The sequence below is a fragment of the Kribbella sp. NBC_01510 genome, from assembly GCF_045040325.1.
Lineage (GTDB): Bacteria > Actinomycetota > Actinomycetes > Propionibacteriales > Kribbellaceae > Kribbella.
Genome location: NZ_CP109418.1, coordinates 6,646,616 through 6,661,812 on the forward strand (window position 1 = coordinate 6,646,616; position 15,197 = coordinate 6,661,812).

General features: G+C 67.9%; 13 protein-coding genes. 11 read left to right on the forward strand and 2 right to left on the reverse strand.

What is annotated here, in order from left to right; all coding sequences use genetic code 11:
- Window positions 1-11 precede the first annotated feature (11 nt).
- Genes OG558_RS32870 through OG558_RS32885 form a run of 4 tightly spaced genes read left to right on the forward strand, consistent with a single transcriptional unit; the run spans window position 12 to window position 5,505 of the window.
- Window positions 12-1,058: a dipeptidase gene (locus OG558_RS32870; protein WP_405066451.1), complete on the forward strand. Its 1,047-nt coding sequence runs from the start codon at window positions 12-14 to the stop codon at window positions 1,056-1,058.
- The gene (locus tag OG558_RS32875; RefSeq protein WP_405066452.1) at window positions 1,055-2,899 is read left to right on the forward strand and encodes a CocE/NonD family hydrolase; all 1,845 of its coding nucleotides are present in this window, start codon (window positions 1,055-1,057) and stop codon (window positions 2,897-2,899) included. Before OG558_RS32870 ends, OG558_RS32875 begins: the two co-directional genes overlap by 4 nt.
- 12 nt (window positions 2,900-2,911) lie before the next feature.
- Window positions 2,912-3,694, forward strand: coding sequence for an enoyl-CoA hydratase-related protein (locus OG558_RS32880; RefSeq protein ID WP_329477648.1), 783 nt, complete (start codon window positions 2,912-2,914; stop codon window positions 3,692-3,694).
- The gene (locus OG558_RS32885; protein WP_405066453.1) at window positions 3,691-5,505 is read left to right on the forward strand and encodes an MOSC domain-containing protein; all 1,815 of its coding nucleotides are present in this window, start codon (window positions 3,691-3,693) and stop codon (window positions 5,503-5,505) included. Before OG558_RS32880 ends, OG558_RS32885 begins: the two co-directional genes overlap by 4 nt.
- Window position 5,506: 1 nt before the next feature.
- Here OG558_RS32885 and OG558_RS32890 read toward each other — a convergent pair whose 3' ends face one another.
- Window positions 5,507-6,271 carry a pyrroline-5-carboxylate reductase family protein gene (locus tag OG558_RS32890; protein ID WP_405066454.1) on the reverse strand — a complete coding sequence of 255 codons (765 nt, stop codon included), beginning with the start codon at window positions 6,269-6,271 and terminating at the stop codon, window positions 5,507-5,509.
- 226 nt (window positions 6,272-6,497) lie between these two features.
- Here OG558_RS32890 and OG558_RS32895 point away from each other — a divergent pair, with 226 nt between their 5' ends.
- Together OG558_RS32895 and OG558_RS32900 are read left to right on the forward strand one after the other, a co-directional pair.
- Window positions 6,498-7,178, forward strand: coding sequence for a pyridoxamine 5'-phosphate oxidase family protein (locus tag OG558_RS32895; protein ID WP_405066455.1), 681 nt, complete (start codon window positions 6,498-6,500; stop codon window positions 7,176-7,178).
- 68 nt (window positions 7,179-7,246) lie between these two features.
- The gene (locus tag OG558_RS32900; protein WP_405066456.1) at window positions 7,247-8,497 is read left to right on the forward strand and encodes a PucR family transcriptional regulator; all 1,251 of its coding nucleotides are present in this window, start codon (window positions 7,247-7,249) and stop codon (window positions 8,495-8,497) included.
- On the opposite strand, the gene OG558_RS32905 is transcribed toward OG558_RS32900, so the two are convergent.
- On the reverse strand, window positions 8,498-9,382 hold the full coding sequence (locus OG558_RS32905; protein ID WP_405066457.1) for a proline racemase family protein: 885 nt from the start codon (window positions 9,380-9,382) through the stop codon (window positions 8,498-8,500).
- Between the two features lie 170 nt (window positions 9,383-9,552).
- On the opposite strand from OG558_RS32905, the gene OG558_RS32910 reads away from it, so the two are divergent.
- From OG558_RS32910 to OG558_RS32930, 5 genes are all read left to right on the forward strand, one after another.
- Window positions 9,553-10,536 carry an ornithine cyclodeaminase family protein gene (locus tag OG558_RS32910; protein ID WP_405066458.1) on the forward strand — a complete coding sequence of 328 codons (984 nt, stop codon included), beginning with the start codon at window positions 9,553-9,555 and terminating at the stop codon, window positions 10,534-10,536.
- Window positions 10,537-10,549: 13 nt separating this feature from the next.
- Complete coding sequence (locus OG558_RS32915) at window positions 10,550-11,803, forward strand: NAD(P)/FAD-dependent oxidoreductase (RefSeq protein WP_405066459.1); 1,254 nt, start codon at window positions 10,550-10,552, stop codon at window positions 11,801-11,803.
- A 171-nt stretch (window positions 11,804-11,974) separates the two neighbouring features.
- Window positions 11,975-13,192 (forward strand): serine hydrolase domain-containing protein, encoded by a 1,218-nt coding sequence (locus OG558_RS32920; RefSeq protein ID WP_405066460.1) that lies wholly within the window; start codon window positions 11,975-11,977, stop codon window positions 13,190-13,192.
- A gap of 96 nt (window positions 13,193-13,288) precedes the next feature.
- The gene (locus tag OG558_RS32925; protein WP_405066461.1) at window positions 13,289-13,864 is read left to right on the forward strand and encodes a PH domain-containing protein; all 576 of its coding nucleotides are present in this window, start codon (window positions 13,289-13,291) and stop codon (window positions 13,862-13,864) included.
- Window positions 13,865-13,950: 86 nt separating this feature from the next.
- Window positions 13,951-15,195 carry a PucR family transcriptional regulator gene (locus OG558_RS32930; protein WP_405066462.1) on the forward strand — a complete coding sequence of 415 codons (1,245 nt, stop codon included), beginning with the start codon at window positions 13,951-13,953 and terminating at the stop codon, window positions 15,193-15,195.
- Window positions 15,196-15,197: the final 2 nt, after the last annotated feature.

Sequence of the window (15,197 nt, forward strand, 5' to 3'; positions counted from 1 at the left end):
AGGAGTTGCGTATGACAGATCCGCACTGGCTGCACGACGACGCCGTGGTCGTCGACACGCACAACGACCTGATCGTCCTGGTGGACCATTTCGACCGCAGGGACCAGCCTGATCACTTCGCCCGGTTCTGGCTGCCGGAGCTGCGGGCCGGCGGCGTCGACGTACAGGTCCTGCCCATCTGTATCGAAGAGCAGTTCCAGTCCGAAGGAGCGCTGCGCCGGACGCTGCTGCTCGTCGAACGGATCCATCAGCTCGCCGCGGAGCACAGCGACGACGTGGCGTTGTGCCTGACCGGCGCGGACATCGACGACGCCACCTCGTCCGGGCGGATGGCCCTGGTGATCGCGCTCGAGGGAGCCCATGGCGTAGGGCAGGACCCGGAGCTGGTGCGCACCATGGCGCGGGTCGGCGTCCGGGTGGTCTCGATGGCGCACTTCGGCCGGACCTTCCTGGCCGACGGAAGCGGGCTCGACGAGACCTCGCGCGGCCGCCTGACTCCGGAGGGCATCACCGCGCTCCGCGAGATGGAGGAGCTCGGCATCGTCTTCGACATCAGCCATCTCGGGATCGCCGGTGTCGAGGACGTCCTCTCGCTGGCGACCCGGCCGTTCCTGGCGACGCACTCGGCCTGTCTCGGCATCACCGACATCCACCGCAATCTCGGCGACGAACAGCTCAAGGCCATCGCCGAGCTCGGCGGAGTCGTCGGAGTCGCGGCGGCCATCCCGTTCTTCATCGATGCCGACGCTCCGACGGCCGATCGCGTCGTCGACCACATCGAGCACATCATCGGGGTCGCCGGCATCGATCACGTCGGCCTGGGCCCGGACTTCATCGACGACTACTACCAGAACGTGTACGGCGGCTGGCTCGGCGAGTGGGCGCTGCCGACCGGCGACCTGGCCTACCGGCCCGCCGAGATCTCCCGCCCGTCGGACCTGCCGAAGATCACCGAGGCGATGGTGCGCCGCGGGTTCGAGGAGCAAGACATTCGCAAGGTACTCGGCGAGAACGTGCTGCGCGTTCTCCGTGACGTGATGGGACGGCCGGCCAGATGACCGTGTCAGCTGATCTCCAGTTCGCGTTGCGGAGCAAGGACGTCCGGACGCCGGCCGAGTTCGCCGTGACCGAGATCCGGCTCGAAACGGTGCAGGTGCCGATGCGGGACGGCGTTCGGCTCGCGACCGATCTCTACCTGCCGCCGCGGCTGCCCGCGCCGGTGATCGCGGTGCGTACGCCGTACGGACGCGACGGCGACGCTCTCGTGGCCCCCTTCATCTCGTTCGCACGCCGGGGCTATGTCGTGGCAGTACAGGACCTTCGCGGTACGGGTGACAGTGAACCCGACGACCACGACTTCTACATGTTCGAGCCGCAGGACGGCTACGACTTCGTCGACTGGGTCAGCGCGCAGGACTGGTGCGACGGGTTCATCGGCTCCCTCGGTGGCTCGTACGTCGGTCAGGTGCAGTGGCCGATGGCACGGCATCCGAAGATGACCACGATCGTTCCCGAGGTCAGCGGGATCGGGGTCGGTACCAAGACCGCGTCCCTCCACATGGTGGTCAATGCGCTCGCGCACACGATCGGCCACGGCGAGGAGAAGACCGAGGTGCCGCACTGGCAGCTCGAGCCGATGATGCTGGACGAGACGTTGTCGACGGGCTTCTTCAACGAGCCTTTCGTCAGTCCGATGCTGGCCGAGCTGGCGGAGTCGTTGCCCGCGATCAAAGACCTGTCGCCGGTGGAGGCGCAGGACTGGTTGTGGGCGCACTACTGCTCGCTGACCTGTGCGGAACGGGCCGAGTTCGTCCGTGGTATCACGGGGTCGGCCCACGTCACCATCGTCGATGCCGAGAACATCGGGCCCCTTTTCGGTCAGGGCATCTCGCTCGACCGGCACACGTTGCCGTCGGTCGACCCCACGCGGCAGGTCGCCGAGTTCCAGGCGATCCCGCTGCTGCGCACCGGTTGGTACGACTGGTTCATCAACGACGCGCTGGCCACCTTCGAGCTGCTGCGCAAGCACGCCCCCGAACCGCTGCGCTCCAAAGCCCGGATCATCATCACTCCCTCCTCCCACAACTCGATCGGCTACAAGGAGCGGATGGGGGAGCACCCGGAGCTGCAGCACAACCACTGGTCCAACGTCGACTTCACGCTGCGCTGGTACCAAACCGTTCGGGACGACGCCGTTGACGAGTGGCCGCGCGTCATCTACTACCTGATGGGCGCGAACGAGTGGCGGAGCGCGGACGACTGGCCGCTGCCCGAAGCCGTCGACACCCCTTTCTATCTCGGGGCCGACGGGATGCTCAGCAGCACGCCTCCGCCGGAGCAGCAGGATGTGGACGAGTACGTCTACGACCCGCTCGATCCGACTCCGACCGTGGGCGGCAGCATCGTCTCCTGGGTCTATCCGCCCGGGAGCGTGGATGTGAGCGCGGTCCAGCAGCGCGGCGACGTCCTCACATACTCGACAGAGCCGCTGGAGCACGACGTCGATGTCGTGGGCAAGCTTCGCGCGGTGCTCCACGCGAGCTCGTCCGCGGTCGACACCGACTTCGCCGTACGGCTGAGTGACGTCGGGCCGGACGGGCGGGCGGTCCAGCTGCAGAACGGCCTGCTGCGGGCGAGGTACCGCGACCTCGATCGAGGCGCCGAGCCGCTCGTGCCCGGTGTGATCTACCCGCTGGAGATCGACATGTGGGTGGTTGCGAACCGGTTCAAGGCCGGCCACCGGATCCGGATCGACGTCAGTTCCGCGGACTTCCCGCGGTTCGACCGGAACACCAACCTGGGCGGCGCGCCGGGCGATCCGGTGCCTGCGACCCAGACCATCTACCGGGATACGTCACATCCCTCCCACGTCATCCTGCCCGTCTGCCCGGCCAGCTGATCGGAGCAGTAGATGTCCTACGAGTTTCTGTGCACCGAAGACCGTGGCGCGACCACCGTCGTGACACTCAACCGGCCACCCGTCAACGCGGTGAACCTCAGCATGTACGAGGAGATCCGCGACCTCTTCGGCCGGTTCGACGAGACGCTGCCCGGTGCGAAGGCGGTGGTGATCACCAGCGCCGGCAAGCACTTCTGCGCGGGGAACGAGCTCGAGGAGTTCCTCACTCTGACCGAGCTCAACTCCGCGGGGCGGATGCGGCTGGTCCGCGATGCCTTCGCCTCGATCTACGACTGTCCGGTACCGGTGGTCGGCGCCGTCCGTGGAGTGGCGCTCGGGACCGGTCTGGCGATCGCCGCGTCGTGCGACGTCGTCGTGGCTGGTGAGAGCGCCCGGTTCGGTACGCCGGAAGTGAGCGTCGGTGTGATGGGTGGAGCTGCGCACCTGGCCCGCCTGATTCCCCAACCGATCGTGCGGGCCATGTACTTCACGGCCGAGCCGTGGCCGGCGGCGGATCTCGTCGGGTTCGGGTCCGTACTGCGGGTCGTGGCGGACGACGACGTACTCGACAGCGCGCTCGAACTGACCGAGAAGATGACGCGGCACAGCCTGGCCGCGCTTCGCCATGCCAAGGAGGCCTTGAACACGGTCGAGTTCATGGACCTGAAGGCCGGCTACGAGTTCGAGCAACGGATGACCGGGCGACTCGCCGCCGAGGCCGACGCCAAGGAGGCGATCGCCGCGGTCCGCGAGAACCGGGCGCCGGTCTACAGCGACCGGTTGGGACGGTCGTGAGTACGGCGACCGGACTCGTCGACTCGTTGTGGGTGTACCCGGTCAAGGGTGCTGTGGGCGTTGCGGTCGACGAGGTCGACGTCCTGCCTGGCACCGGCGTGCTGCACGACCGTTCACTGGCGATCGCGCGCGGCGATCAGCCGATGCCGCCCCGGACGAAGTGGCTGGCACGATCGGCCTTCAAGCAAGTGGCACGCGATCCCGACATGACACAGGTGACGGTGACGATGCTCGGGTCCGGCGCGGTCGAGCTCTGCCACCGTGCTCACCCAGCTGGGCCGTCGGTGCGTTCGGATCACTCCCAAGAGGACCAGGACGCCGTCCTGCGCGGCTGGTTCGGCGAACCAGGGCTGCGCCTTGTCCACGCGGATGCGGTGGCCTTGTGGGACCTGTCCGATGCCGAACTCTCGCTGATCAACCTTGCCTCGGTCCGCGCCCTCGAGCGGCTCACCGGATGCACGCTCGATCCCCGGCGATTCCGCGCCAACGTCTACCTCGACGGCCTGCCCGCGTTCGCGGAGCTCTCGTGGGTCGGCCGACGCGTCCGGCTCGGCGACTGCGAGGTCGAGGTGATCCGGCCCACCGCCCGCTGCCGCGCGACGTCCGCGAACCCGGCGACCGGAGCGCGGGACCTCGAGTTCCCCTCCCTGCTCGCCCGAGCCGTCGGCCACCCGAACCTTGGCGTGTACGCGCGTGTAGCGAAGCCCGCCCGGCTTCGCGCCGGCGCGACGGTGGTCACCGGTGGCCGGCCGGATCCGGCTCGGCTCGTCGACGGGCTGCGGGAACGCCGCGAGGTGCCGCAGGCGTGGCCGCGGGAGGCGCAGGTTCTCGAGACGGTTCGCGAGGACGCCCGGACGATCAGCTTGTGGCTCCGCGACCCCTTCGGTCTGCCGGTGGCGGCCGGCCAGCACATCCGCGTGCATCTGCCCACCGCGAACGACGGCCTGACCTGGCGCGCCTACAGCGTCTCCGGACGGCAGGACGACCGGATTCGGATCTCGGTGCGGCTGCGCGGCGAGGTCTCGAAGCGCCTCGCGTTGCTGGCCGGCGGAGACCGCCTGCTCGTCTCAGGTCCGTTCGGAGTCCCGGCGCTCTCCCGAGAGCAGCGGCCGTTGTACCTGGTCAGTGCCGGCATCGGCATCACGCCCGTGGCTGCGGCGTTGCAGCAGCTGGTGGCGGCTGCCGACCGGCGCCCGGTCTCCGTGCTGCACGTCGACGCCAGTCAGCCGAGCGCGACGCTGTGGCCCCAGGTGGTCGAGCACGCTCGGCTGTCCGGCGGGACGGCCGCGCTCTTCGAGACCCGTCCCTCGAACGCAGCCGCACGACGTCCCACCGCGCGCGACCTCCTCGAGCACCTGCCCAACGAAGGCCATGTCGACGCAGAGGCGCTGGTGTGCGGCTCGACCGAGTTCGTGACCATGGCGTCCACAGCCCTCCAAGCAGCGGGAGTGGACCGGGATCGGATCCATGCCGACCCATTCGTCTCGCCGGCGACCGATCCGCCGGTCCGACGGCCCGCACCGGGTCCCGGCCCGTACTCGGTGACCTACCTGCCCGAAGGCACCGCGGCGACGTGGACGGACGCTGATGGCACGCTGCTCGAGCTGGCCGAGCAACATGGGGTGCCCGTGCTCTCCGCCTGCCGGTCCGGCGCCTGCGGCAGCTGCACGCTCGACCTCGTGCGCGGCGAAGTCTCGTACCTGATCGAGCCGGCACTCCCACCGGGTTCGCGCGCGGTGCTGGCCTGCTCCGCGGTGCCGACCGGGAGTGTGGTGCTACGGCGGCGAACGCTCGCCGACGACGTGTCGTAGGTCAGTCCACGACTACGGACCCGCCCAGGTAGGGACGGCTCAGGCGGGTCAGGACGTCGTGGAAGGCGTCCATGAACGCCGTACGGACGTTGTTTCGTTCGAGGGCAGCGACCCCACGGACCGTCGACTCACCCGGTGTGCCGACCTCTCGGCGTACGGCGAGAGTGTCGCCGTCCCGCTTGATCAGAAGCTCGGCCGTGCCGGCCATCGTCTCGAGAAACATGTCTCTCGCGGTTTCGAAGTCAAGACCGTGGCAGACCGCGGCATCGATCGCTGCCTCCGCAAGGACGGCGATGAGCGCGGGCATCACCCCGGCCGTCGCCGTGGCGAGATCCATCTGGCGCTCGGGCAGAACCACGACCGTTCCGAGCCTGGAGAGAAGGTCGACGGCGGGCTCACCGCCTTCGGCCACGGCCACCACGCCTCTGCGGACCTCGACCGGCGTGTTGGGCATCGTCCGTACGACGGTGGCGCCGGGATAGGCGTCCTGGAGTTGAGCGATGGTGGTCGGGCCCATCATCGAGATCACCAGCTTTCCCGTGGCGTCGATACCTTCGGCGATCGCCGCCAGCTGGTCGGGACGATGCCCCAGGAAGACGATGTCCGAACGCCGGAAGAGGTCGGCGTTGGAGGGCATGACCTCTCCGCCCAACTCGGCCACCAGGGCCGCCGCTCGCCCGGAACCGTTGTCTGTCGCGTAGATCGGCTCACCGAGCCCGCGCGCGATCGCACCGGCCATGTTTCCTGCACCAACGAAGCCGAGCATGGGGAATCCTCTGTCAGGCGGAACGAATCGGTCACTGGAACCATAGGTCGCCCGAGCCGCTGTCGACTCCGACAGATGCCGAGCAAGCGGCCGCACACTTGCGACCGCTGTCGTTGGCATTCGTGGGTCGGGATGTCGATGATCGATGCAGGGACGACGCTGCTGCGAGGGTCGTCCGTCACGCGACCCAGATCGCCGTACGACGATCGTGAGGAAGGCCGCCCAGATGTCGAGAAGTGATGCGATTGCGGGGCCCGCGAGTCCGCGGGTCCGGGTTCGGCGCCGTCCCGCCCGAGCCTCCTACGACCTCGACAGGGTCCACGAGATCCTGGACGAATCTCTCATGTGTCATGTCGGCGTCGTCGTCGACGACCAGCCGTACGTGTTGCCCACCCTTCATGTGAGAGTCGGCGATTCGCTGCTCATCCACGGCTCACGCCGGAACCGGATGTTCAACCTCATCGCTGACGGCGCGCCGGTCTGCGTGGAGGCCACGGTTCTCGACGGCCTTGCGATGGGGCGCTCGGTTCTGCAGAACTCGGTGAACTATCGGTCGGTCGTAGTCCTGGGCACAGGTACGGCGGTGGAGGATCCCGAGGCCAAGCTGGAGCGAATGCTGGCGCTCGTCGAGAAATTCATCCCGGGCCGATTGCCGGATCTGCGACCCCTGACGGACGCCGAGCTGGCCAGTGTCCTGCTGGTGTCCATCCCACTCGACGAATGCTCCGTCAAGGTGCGCACCGGCGATGGCGACGACGCCGTAGCGGATCGCGCCCTGCCGGTCTGGGCGGGTGAGCTCCCGCTGCGCGTCGTACCTGGTCAGGCGGTCGCGGACGAGCACGTGCCGGCCGGAACGGCCGTCCCCGAGTACCTGCGGTCGTGGGGCCTGGGTCGAACGGGCGTGTGACACGCAGCCACGGTTGACGGCAGGGGAGTCCGATGCGACGCCGCCCCGCGGACGATATCGTCAGCGGTATGACGTCAGAGCTCCAACGGTTGGTTGATGCTCTCGGCCACAAGATTCAGCGCAACGTGACGATCGACGATGCCCGGATGCGCCAGCTGGCCTTCTCCTCCCATGAGTACGGTCCGGTCGACCGGCTCCGCCGGCAGTCGATCTTCCAGCAACGCGATGTGCGCCCCGAGGTCCTGGCCTGGACGCGGGCGGCCGGCGCACGGACCGCGGTGAAACCGTTCCGGCCCCCGCTCGATCCGCAAATCGGTTGCACCGAGCAACGACTGGTGGTCCCCATCCGGCGGCAGGGCGCGCTGCTCGGGTACGTCTGGATCGTCGAGGGCGGGACCGGGCTCACCGATACCGAGCTCGAGACGGTTCTGAAGACGATCGACCCGTTGGCCGTCGCCTTGTATCGGGACCAACTGGAAGAGGAGTTCAGCAGGAGCAAGGCCCGCGAACTCGCCCAGGAGCTGATGGTGGCCGGTGACGCGGCCGCCCGTCGGCACGCCGCCGGCGAGCTCGTGGACGCCGGCTACTTCGTGGCGTCCGAGCCGGTGTGCGTCGTGCTGGTCACGCTCGATGCCGACGGTCGTGGACTGTCGGACAGTGAGCGAGACGTGCTGGGTGGTTGGCTCGATCGCACGGGGCGCCGACTGAGCGATCGCCGGCACGTCTGCCTGGTTCGGCGCGAGCATGGGCTCCTGCTGCTGTCGGACAAGGATCCGATGTTCGGCGGCAAGGAGAAGGTCTCGCTGGCGCGCGATCTGGTGTCGAGCATCCTGGCGGATCTGCCCGACAGAGATCCGTACGCCGGAATCGGTACCCTGGCCGGCGATCTGGCCGACGCGCACAGCTCGTACGAGACGGCACAACGAGCAGCGCGGGTAGCGCGCAGCATGGGCGGCCCGGATCGCGTGGTGTCCCACGAGGAGCTCGGCGTCTATGGACTGCTCACCAGGATCCCGGATCGTGAACTCGACGAGACATGCCTGCCGCCCGGCCTCCTCCGGTTGATCCGATCAGGTCCGAAAGGGGCCCAACTGGTCGACACCCTCGAGGCGTTCCTGGAGAACGCGGGAGACGTACAAACGACGGCGGAGCAACTGTTCGTGCATCGCACCACCCTGTACTACCGACTCCAACGCATCGAGGAACTGACCGGTGCGCGACTCTCGGACGGGGAAGACCGCCTCATGTACCACCTGGGCCTGAAGATCGCGCGGCTGATCGGTGTCAGACATCCTCGTGGCGATGATCCAGAGGCTTGATTACACCATCTCGACAACGCCGCTGAGCACGATGTTCAGCCCGTCGGTCGTGCTGTCGGCTCCCACCGCGATCGAGTGCGCCTCGAAGGAATAGCCGAAGGGACTTTCGTGCACGAGGTGCGATCCCGGACTGACGTCGCCGTCTTCGACGGCGAGGACGTAGCGAACGCAGGTCCCGGTTCCACAAGGACCACGGTTGAGCACCGAGTCACCCCAGATGACGGCGCTGCGGGTCGACGATCCGGCCACTGGTTCGGTGATGAGCAGCATGTCCGGCGCTTGCTGCTCGCTCGACGTACTGGCGCGCCGACGGAGCCAGCGCAGTAGGTCGCTCCCTGTCACTGTGAGCTCATCGAGCGAGGGCTGATCGAGCCGGATACCGAGGTCGTCGGCGCTGACGGCCGCGAAGCGGTTGCCGCCGGCCATGACTGACCTGATCCGAAGGAACTCGTCCTCGTATTCGACCTGCTGAACCACCGATGCGGGCGCCACTGCCGGCATCTGGATCGCGATCCGCCCGGACCCGAGGTTGCTCCCCACGATCTGACCGCCCGACGTCTCGAACGTGACGGAGGGGTACACATCCGGATTGGTGCACGCGTACGTCGCGAACAGCGTCGCCTCGCCACATCCACCGAGCGGTCCTGCCGCGGCGACGAATCGCAGCCCGTAGTCGACGAAGCTCGTCGACGGCGCGACCACCACCGCGACAATCGCTGACGGGTCACTTCCTCGCGTCTCGAAGTAGTCCACGCGGATCAGTTCCAGCCACCCTGCGAGCTCGGCGGTGTCATCATGCTCCGGGAGAGTCAAGTCGTAGCAGGCGACGGGCTGTCCCTCGCTGGTGCCCTCGGCAACGAATTTGGCGCTGGTCAACTCGGTCACGCACCGAGTCTGGGCCGGTGCCTGATGACCCGCGACCTACAGAACGAGGAGAGCGGGTCGCCGGCTTGCGACGAATGGAGAATGCTTCGTCGCGGGCGGGCGAATAGCGTGGTCAGCTGGGCAACCGCCGGCTGTCGTGCTCGGTGGCGATTCGAGATGGAGACGTCGGGATGCTGGTACTGACCGCCGCGGACGTACGCAGGGCGTTTCCCCTGAGCGACGCTGTCGAGTTGATGCGCTCGACGATGGTGGCGCATGGCAGGGGAGAGGTGTTTCAGCCTGCTCGGGTCGTGCTTGAGCCGCCGGCGCTCGAAGGGTCCGTGTGGCTCAAGCCCGCATCGGTTCAGGGGGATGCGGGCGGTCTCGGGGTCAAGGTGCTCACCATCTTTCCTGGGAACCAGCACCGTGGCCTGGAGGTGATTCAGGCATTCGTTGCGCTACTCGATCCCGTGACGGGCGTGCTGCTGGCGCTTCTCGAGGGCGGTGTGCTGACGGAGCTCCGGACGGCCGCCACCTCGGCTGCCGCAACCGATCTGCTGGCCACGCCGGACGCGGGCGATCTCGCCATCATCGGCGCGGGAGTCCAGGCGCGGAGCCATCTGCTGGCGATGGCCGAGGTCCGCGAACTCCGACGGATTCGCTTGTGGAACCGTACCGAGGAACGGGCGCTCGAGTTCGTCCGGTGGGCTGAATCTCACGACTTCAGTGTCGAGGTGTGCCGCACCGTGCAGTCTGCTGTGGACGGAGCGGACCTGATCTGCTCCGTGACATCGTCCACGGACCCCTTGATCGACGGAGACTGGATCTCACCGGGAACCCACCTCAACGCCGTCGGCGCCTTTCACCGGGACGGTCGCGAACTCTGCTCCAACCTGGTTCGCACTGCGGCTGTCTTCGCCGTCGACAGCCGCGAAGGTGCCTTCGCCAATGCCGGCGACATGCTGATCCCGCTCGCCGAAGGCGCACTGGCCGAGTCGTTCGACCCTCCCGAGCTCGGCGAGTTGCTCGTCGGTGCCCGGGCCGGGCGGACGGCCAAGGACCAGATCACCGTGTTCGAGTCGCTGGGACTGGCGATCCAGGACGTCGCGGCGGCGGCATCGATCGTCGCGCGTGCGCAGCGTGAGGGCGTCGGCATCGTCATCGACTTCTCGTGAGAAGCAGACGACCGTGACCAAAGAGGTGACCGTGGTTGGCGGCGGGGCCATCGGCCTGGCCACTGCCTACTACCTCGCTCAGGCGGGCGCGGCAGTCCAGGTGATCGAGGCCCGTCGAACCGGGAGCGGAGCATCGTGGGGCAACAGCGGCTGGATCGCGCCCTCGTTCGCTGGACCGGTACCCGCGAAGGGTCTGGTCAGCTACACGATGAAGTCGCTCCTGGACCCTGCATCGCCGATCTACTTCGCCCTGCGAGCGGACCGGGACTTCGTCCGCTGGTCCTGGAAGTTCTGGCGGCACTGCAACGACGGAGCCTTCCAGCGCGGAATGCATGCGACGGCCAAGCTGGGCGAAAGCACCCATGCCCTGTACTCCGAGCTCACCGCGCGCGGAATCGACTTCGGAATCCAGCGTGCGGGGATTCTGATGGTCGCCCTGAACGCCGCGTCGCTCGAGGGTGATCTCGACCGCCTGAGGGTCTTGTCCGCCTACGGGTACCCGTTGCCCGACGCAGTCCTGACCGGAGACGAGCTTCACGAGGCTGAACCGTTCCTCTCCGACGATGTAGCCGCCGGGTTCGTCATCGAGGGCGAGGCGCACGTCGACCCGGCGCGGATAGCCGGTGGATTCGCGGACGGCCTCGTCCAGGTCGGGGGAGAGATCCTCGAGGGCACCGAGGTGATCGGGATCGACCACCGCAATGGGCGAGTGACCGCATTGCACTCTTCGTCGGGAAGGCTTGAAGTCGACGACCTGGTGCTCGCCGCCGGGGCCTGGACCGAACCGCTGGCGCGGATGCTCGGTGTCAAGCTCTTGATGCAAGCCGGCAAGGGCTACAGCTTTTCTGTCCGTCCCCGGATTCAGCCGCTGCGGCCCATCCATTTCGGTGAGTCCAAGGTGGTCGTCACGCCGTTCTCCGACGGCAAGGTGCGCGTTTCCGGAACGATGGAACTGAGTGGCCTCAATCTGAACCTGGACCGGCGCCGCCTACGCGCCATCCAGGTCGGGGCGCGCAAGTACATGGCGGAGTGGCCCGACGGCACCGTCGACGACGAGTGGGTCGGGATGCGGCCGCTCGCCGCCGACGGCCTGCCGATCCTGGGACGCCTGCCGGGTTTCGAGAACGTCTACCTGGCCACCGGGCACTCGATGTCCGGCATCACCCTGGCGCCGGCGACTGGTTTCTTCCTGTCCGAACTCATCATGACCGGCCAGGCGGCCGACCTGCTGAAGCCTTTCGCACCCGAACGCATCACGCGTCGCTGAAATGTTCGTTGAGAAGCTTGCCGGCCAGGTCCGGGGCGCCGATCGACCTCACCAAGCTGACGCCGTGTCAGTGCGGTGACTGCTCGGCGTCAGGGCGGCTGGCGATCGTGGTCGCCAGGAAGACCGAACAACTCTCGAAAGGGCGGTAACAGCAGCATGAACACACCGAACGTGCACGGACACGTTGAGGACGGCTGGGGGAAGGTCGCGGACGCGTTCCGCGCCAACTTCGAGGGAAACCCCGGCGAGGCGGGCGCGTCGTGCTGCGTCTACGCGGGGGGTCGCCCGGTCGTCGACCTGTGGGGCGGCTTCGCCGACAGCGCGTCCAAGCGGCCGTGGAACGAGGACACCATCGCCCAGGTCGCCTCCACGACGAAGGGTGCCACCGCGATCTGCGCACACATGCTGGCGCAGCGCGGTGAACTGGACCTGGACGCCCCGGTGGTCAAGTACTGGCCGGAATTCGGGGCAGCGGGCAAGGACCAGATCCCGGTGCGCTGGCTGCTGTCGCACCAGGTCGGTCTGCCGGTCATCGACGGACCGTTGACGCTCGAGGAGGCGTACGCCTGGGACCCGGTGATCCGGGCGCTCGAGGCGCAGAAGCCGCTGTGGCAGCCGGGCACGGAGCACGTCTACCACGCCATGACCTTCGGCTACCTGGTCGGTGAGGTCGTGCGCCGGATCTCGGGCAAGTCGCTCGGCACGTTCTTCGCCGACGAGGTGGCCGGTCCGCTCGGTCTGCAGGCCTGGATCGGGTTGCCCGAGGAGCAGGAAGAGAAGGTGGCCACGATCGAGTACGCCGCTCCGTTCACCCTGGAGGAGATGACCGAAGGGATCATCGAGACCACCGGGCTGGACGCGGACACGGTCAACGCCTGGATGACCTCGGTGTGGGGCGAGGGCTCGGTCCAGGCCGCCGCCGGCACTCTCGGCGGCGCGTTCGACCCGACCTCCGACTACTTCACCAAACGTGCCTGGCGGGCGGCCGAGGTTCCGGCCGCGAACATGGTCGCCGACGCGCGGTCGGTGGCCCGGATGTACGCCGCCACGGTGAGCGACGTCGACGGCATCCGGCTGCTGGAGCCGGCCACGGTCGAGCGGGCGATCGAGGTCCAGACCGACAAGACGCGGATGTACGGGCTCCCGCCGGGCCTGGACATCCCGGCCGACCGCTCCTTCTACATGTCGCTCGGGTTCTGGCGGTCGTGCCCGCCGCAGCCGATGCTCGGACCGAAGTCTTTCGGTCACCCGGGCTCCGGCGGATCGATCGGCTTCGCGGACCCCGACGCCGGTGTCGGCTTCGGCTACGTGATGAACCTCTGGTCGTTCCGCATCGGCGAACCGCGCGCGTCGAGCCTGGCCGCCGCGGTCAAGGCCTGCCTCGCTTGACGGACTCGCCCGGTAGGAGGTGCGCGCCGCACCTCCTGCCGGGTGTGATCCGTAAACGACTAACAGGCAGAGGGCAGTAGTTGTAATGTGTTTTCAATGAAGGAACTCACCTTCCGCGGGAAGGATCGGTACCGCCAGCTTTCCCGAATGCCCCTTGTGGTGCTGGCTTTCGGGCTGATCGTCGGAGGATCTTCCGTCGTCTTTCGACTCGGCAACCCCGCGGTCACCTGCTGGATGATGGGCGCGGGAGCCGCATTCGTCAGCCTCGGCAGCTTCATCGCGCTCCGGAGCTGGACCAGGGTCGGGGCGGCCGGAATCACCGTCTGCCACGGCTTCGGGCGGCGTGGTCGTACCCATCCGTGGCAGGAGATCCGGTGGGTCGACATCCGCGAGACCACCAATAACCACGGGACGTTCCGGGTGGTCCGAATCGCCCTCGCGGACGGGCGGCGTCGCTCGCTGCCCGCGCTTCGGCACAGCAGCATGGACCCCTACTTCTACTTCCACCGGGATTTCGCGCGGATCGTCAGGTGGTGGGAGCGCAGCACGGATCCAGCCGCACGCTTCGTACCGCCGGACACATCACTCAGCCGGCGCGCACCCACGGTACTCGGCATGATCCTGGTCCTGCTCATAGCGCTCGGCGTCCTACTCGTCACCAATCAGGCCTAGCGGTCTCATGGCCGCCGGGCTTCGGCAGCAGCCGGAGCCCGTCCGGGGTGTGAGGTTTGGCGACGGTGTGCGATGCTGTGCCGACTATGAGTGAGGTGGCACGGCGGTACGTCGCGCGGCCGGTGGCGCCGCGGACTGCGGAGTCATTGGCTGGGAGCGTCCTGCTCCAGCTGAATACGGTGACCGACGCGCTGGTGCGAACCATCTACGAGCAGAACCCTGCCTACCGTGAGGTGAACTCGGTTCCGCCGGATGATCTGTGGCAGTCATGTCATGACAATGTCGCCCGGGTTGTGCAGATGGTCGCCGACGCGGACCGCTGCCTGGGCCGGTCCGCGACCGACGACTACTTCGACGCGGCGCGGGCGGCGGGACGGCGGCGGGCAGAGCAGCGGATGCCGCTGGACGACGTGCTCCGCTCGTTCCGGCTCGGCGGGCGGCTGGTCTGGGAGGCGCTGATCGACGAGGCCCGTGCGCAGGGCGTGGTCGACTCCGATGCGCTGCTGGATGTCGCGAGCAAGGTCTGGGAGGTCGTCGACAGCACGTCCTCGCAGGTCGCGGCCGCCTATCACGCCGCGGAACGCCAGCTCGTCCGTGCCGACGAGCGACGCAGATCGACGCTCTGGCAAGGCTTGCTACATGGCCGAGGGAAGGACCGGGCGTTCGTCCAGGAGGCGGCAACGGTTCTCGACATCCCGGTGAACGGCCGCTATGCGGTGGTGGCGATCGACAACCTGGTCGACGACGACTGCACGACCGCTTCGCTCAAACGGCGGCTGGCCGGCGTCCGGGTCGGCTCGGCGTGGCAGGTGCGGGTGCACACCGTCGTCGGATTGCTTGCCCTGGGCACGGAAGTTCCGGACACAGTACTCCGGTCGCTGCGCGCCGCCGTACGCGCGCCTGCCGGCGTGTCGGGCGTGGTATCCGGGCTTGCCAACGTCGGCGTCGCATACCGCCAGGCGACGCTGGCCCGGCGAACTCTGCCGGTTGGCGAGATCGGGGTCGCGTCGCTGACCGAGCGGCTCCCAGAAGCCTTGCTGCTCAGTGCCCCGGAGCTGGCCGAACAACTCGTGCAGACGTGGCTGGTGCCGCTCATGGAGGTGCCCGCGTCCGAGCGGGAACTACTGCTCGACACCCTCGAGAGGTGGGTGGCGGCAGGCGGTTCCGTTCGCGGTACGGCGGAGTTGGCGCACTGCCACCGCAACACGGTGATCAGCCGGCTCCACCGGATCCAGCAGATCACCGGACGCGACCTGACCGACGCCGCCTACCACCTGGATCTTGGCCTCGCGCTCCGTGCCATCAGGCTGTTTCCGCCGCAGAGCAGCTGATC

Excerpts from the sequence above, each read along its gene's own strand:
- OG558_RS32900 (WP_405066456.1), top strand. The coding sequence starts at position 7,247 with ATGACGTCAGAGCTCCAACGGTTGGTTGATGCTCTCGGCCACAAGATT.
- OG558_RS32895 (WP_405066455.1), top strand. The coding sequence starts at position 6,498 with ATGTCGAGAAGTGATGCGATTGCGGGGCCCGCGAGTCCGCGGGTCCGG.
- OG558_RS32910 (WP_405066458.1), top strand. The coding sequence starts at position 9,553 with ATGCTGGTACTGACCGCCGCGGACGTACGCAGGGCGTTTCCCCTGAGC.
- OG558_RS32890 (WP_405066454.1), bottom strand. The coding sequence starts at position 6,271 with ATGCTCGGCTTCGTTGGTGCAGGAAACATGGCCGGTGCGATCGCGCGC.
- OG558_RS32930 (WP_405066462.1), top strand. The coding sequence starts at position 13,951 with ATGAGTGAGGTGGCACGGCGGTACGTCGCGCGGCCGGTGGCGCCGCGG.
- OG558_RS32870 (WP_405066451.1), top strand. The coding sequence starts at position 12 with ATGACAGATCCGCACTGGCTGCACGACGACGCCGTGGTCGTCGACACG.
- OG558_RS32880 (WP_329477648.1), top strand. The coding sequence starts at position 2,912 with ATGTCCTACGAGTTTCTGTGCACCGAAGACCGTGGCGCGACCACCGTC.
- OG558_RS32875 (WP_405066452.1), top strand. The coding sequence starts at position 1,055 with ATGACCGTGTCAGCTGATCTCCAGTTCGCGTTGCGGAGCAAGGACGTC.
- OG558_RS32925 (WP_405066461.1), top strand. The coding sequence starts at position 13,289 with ATGAAGGAACTCACCTTCCGCGGGAAGGATCGGTACCGCCAGCTTTCC.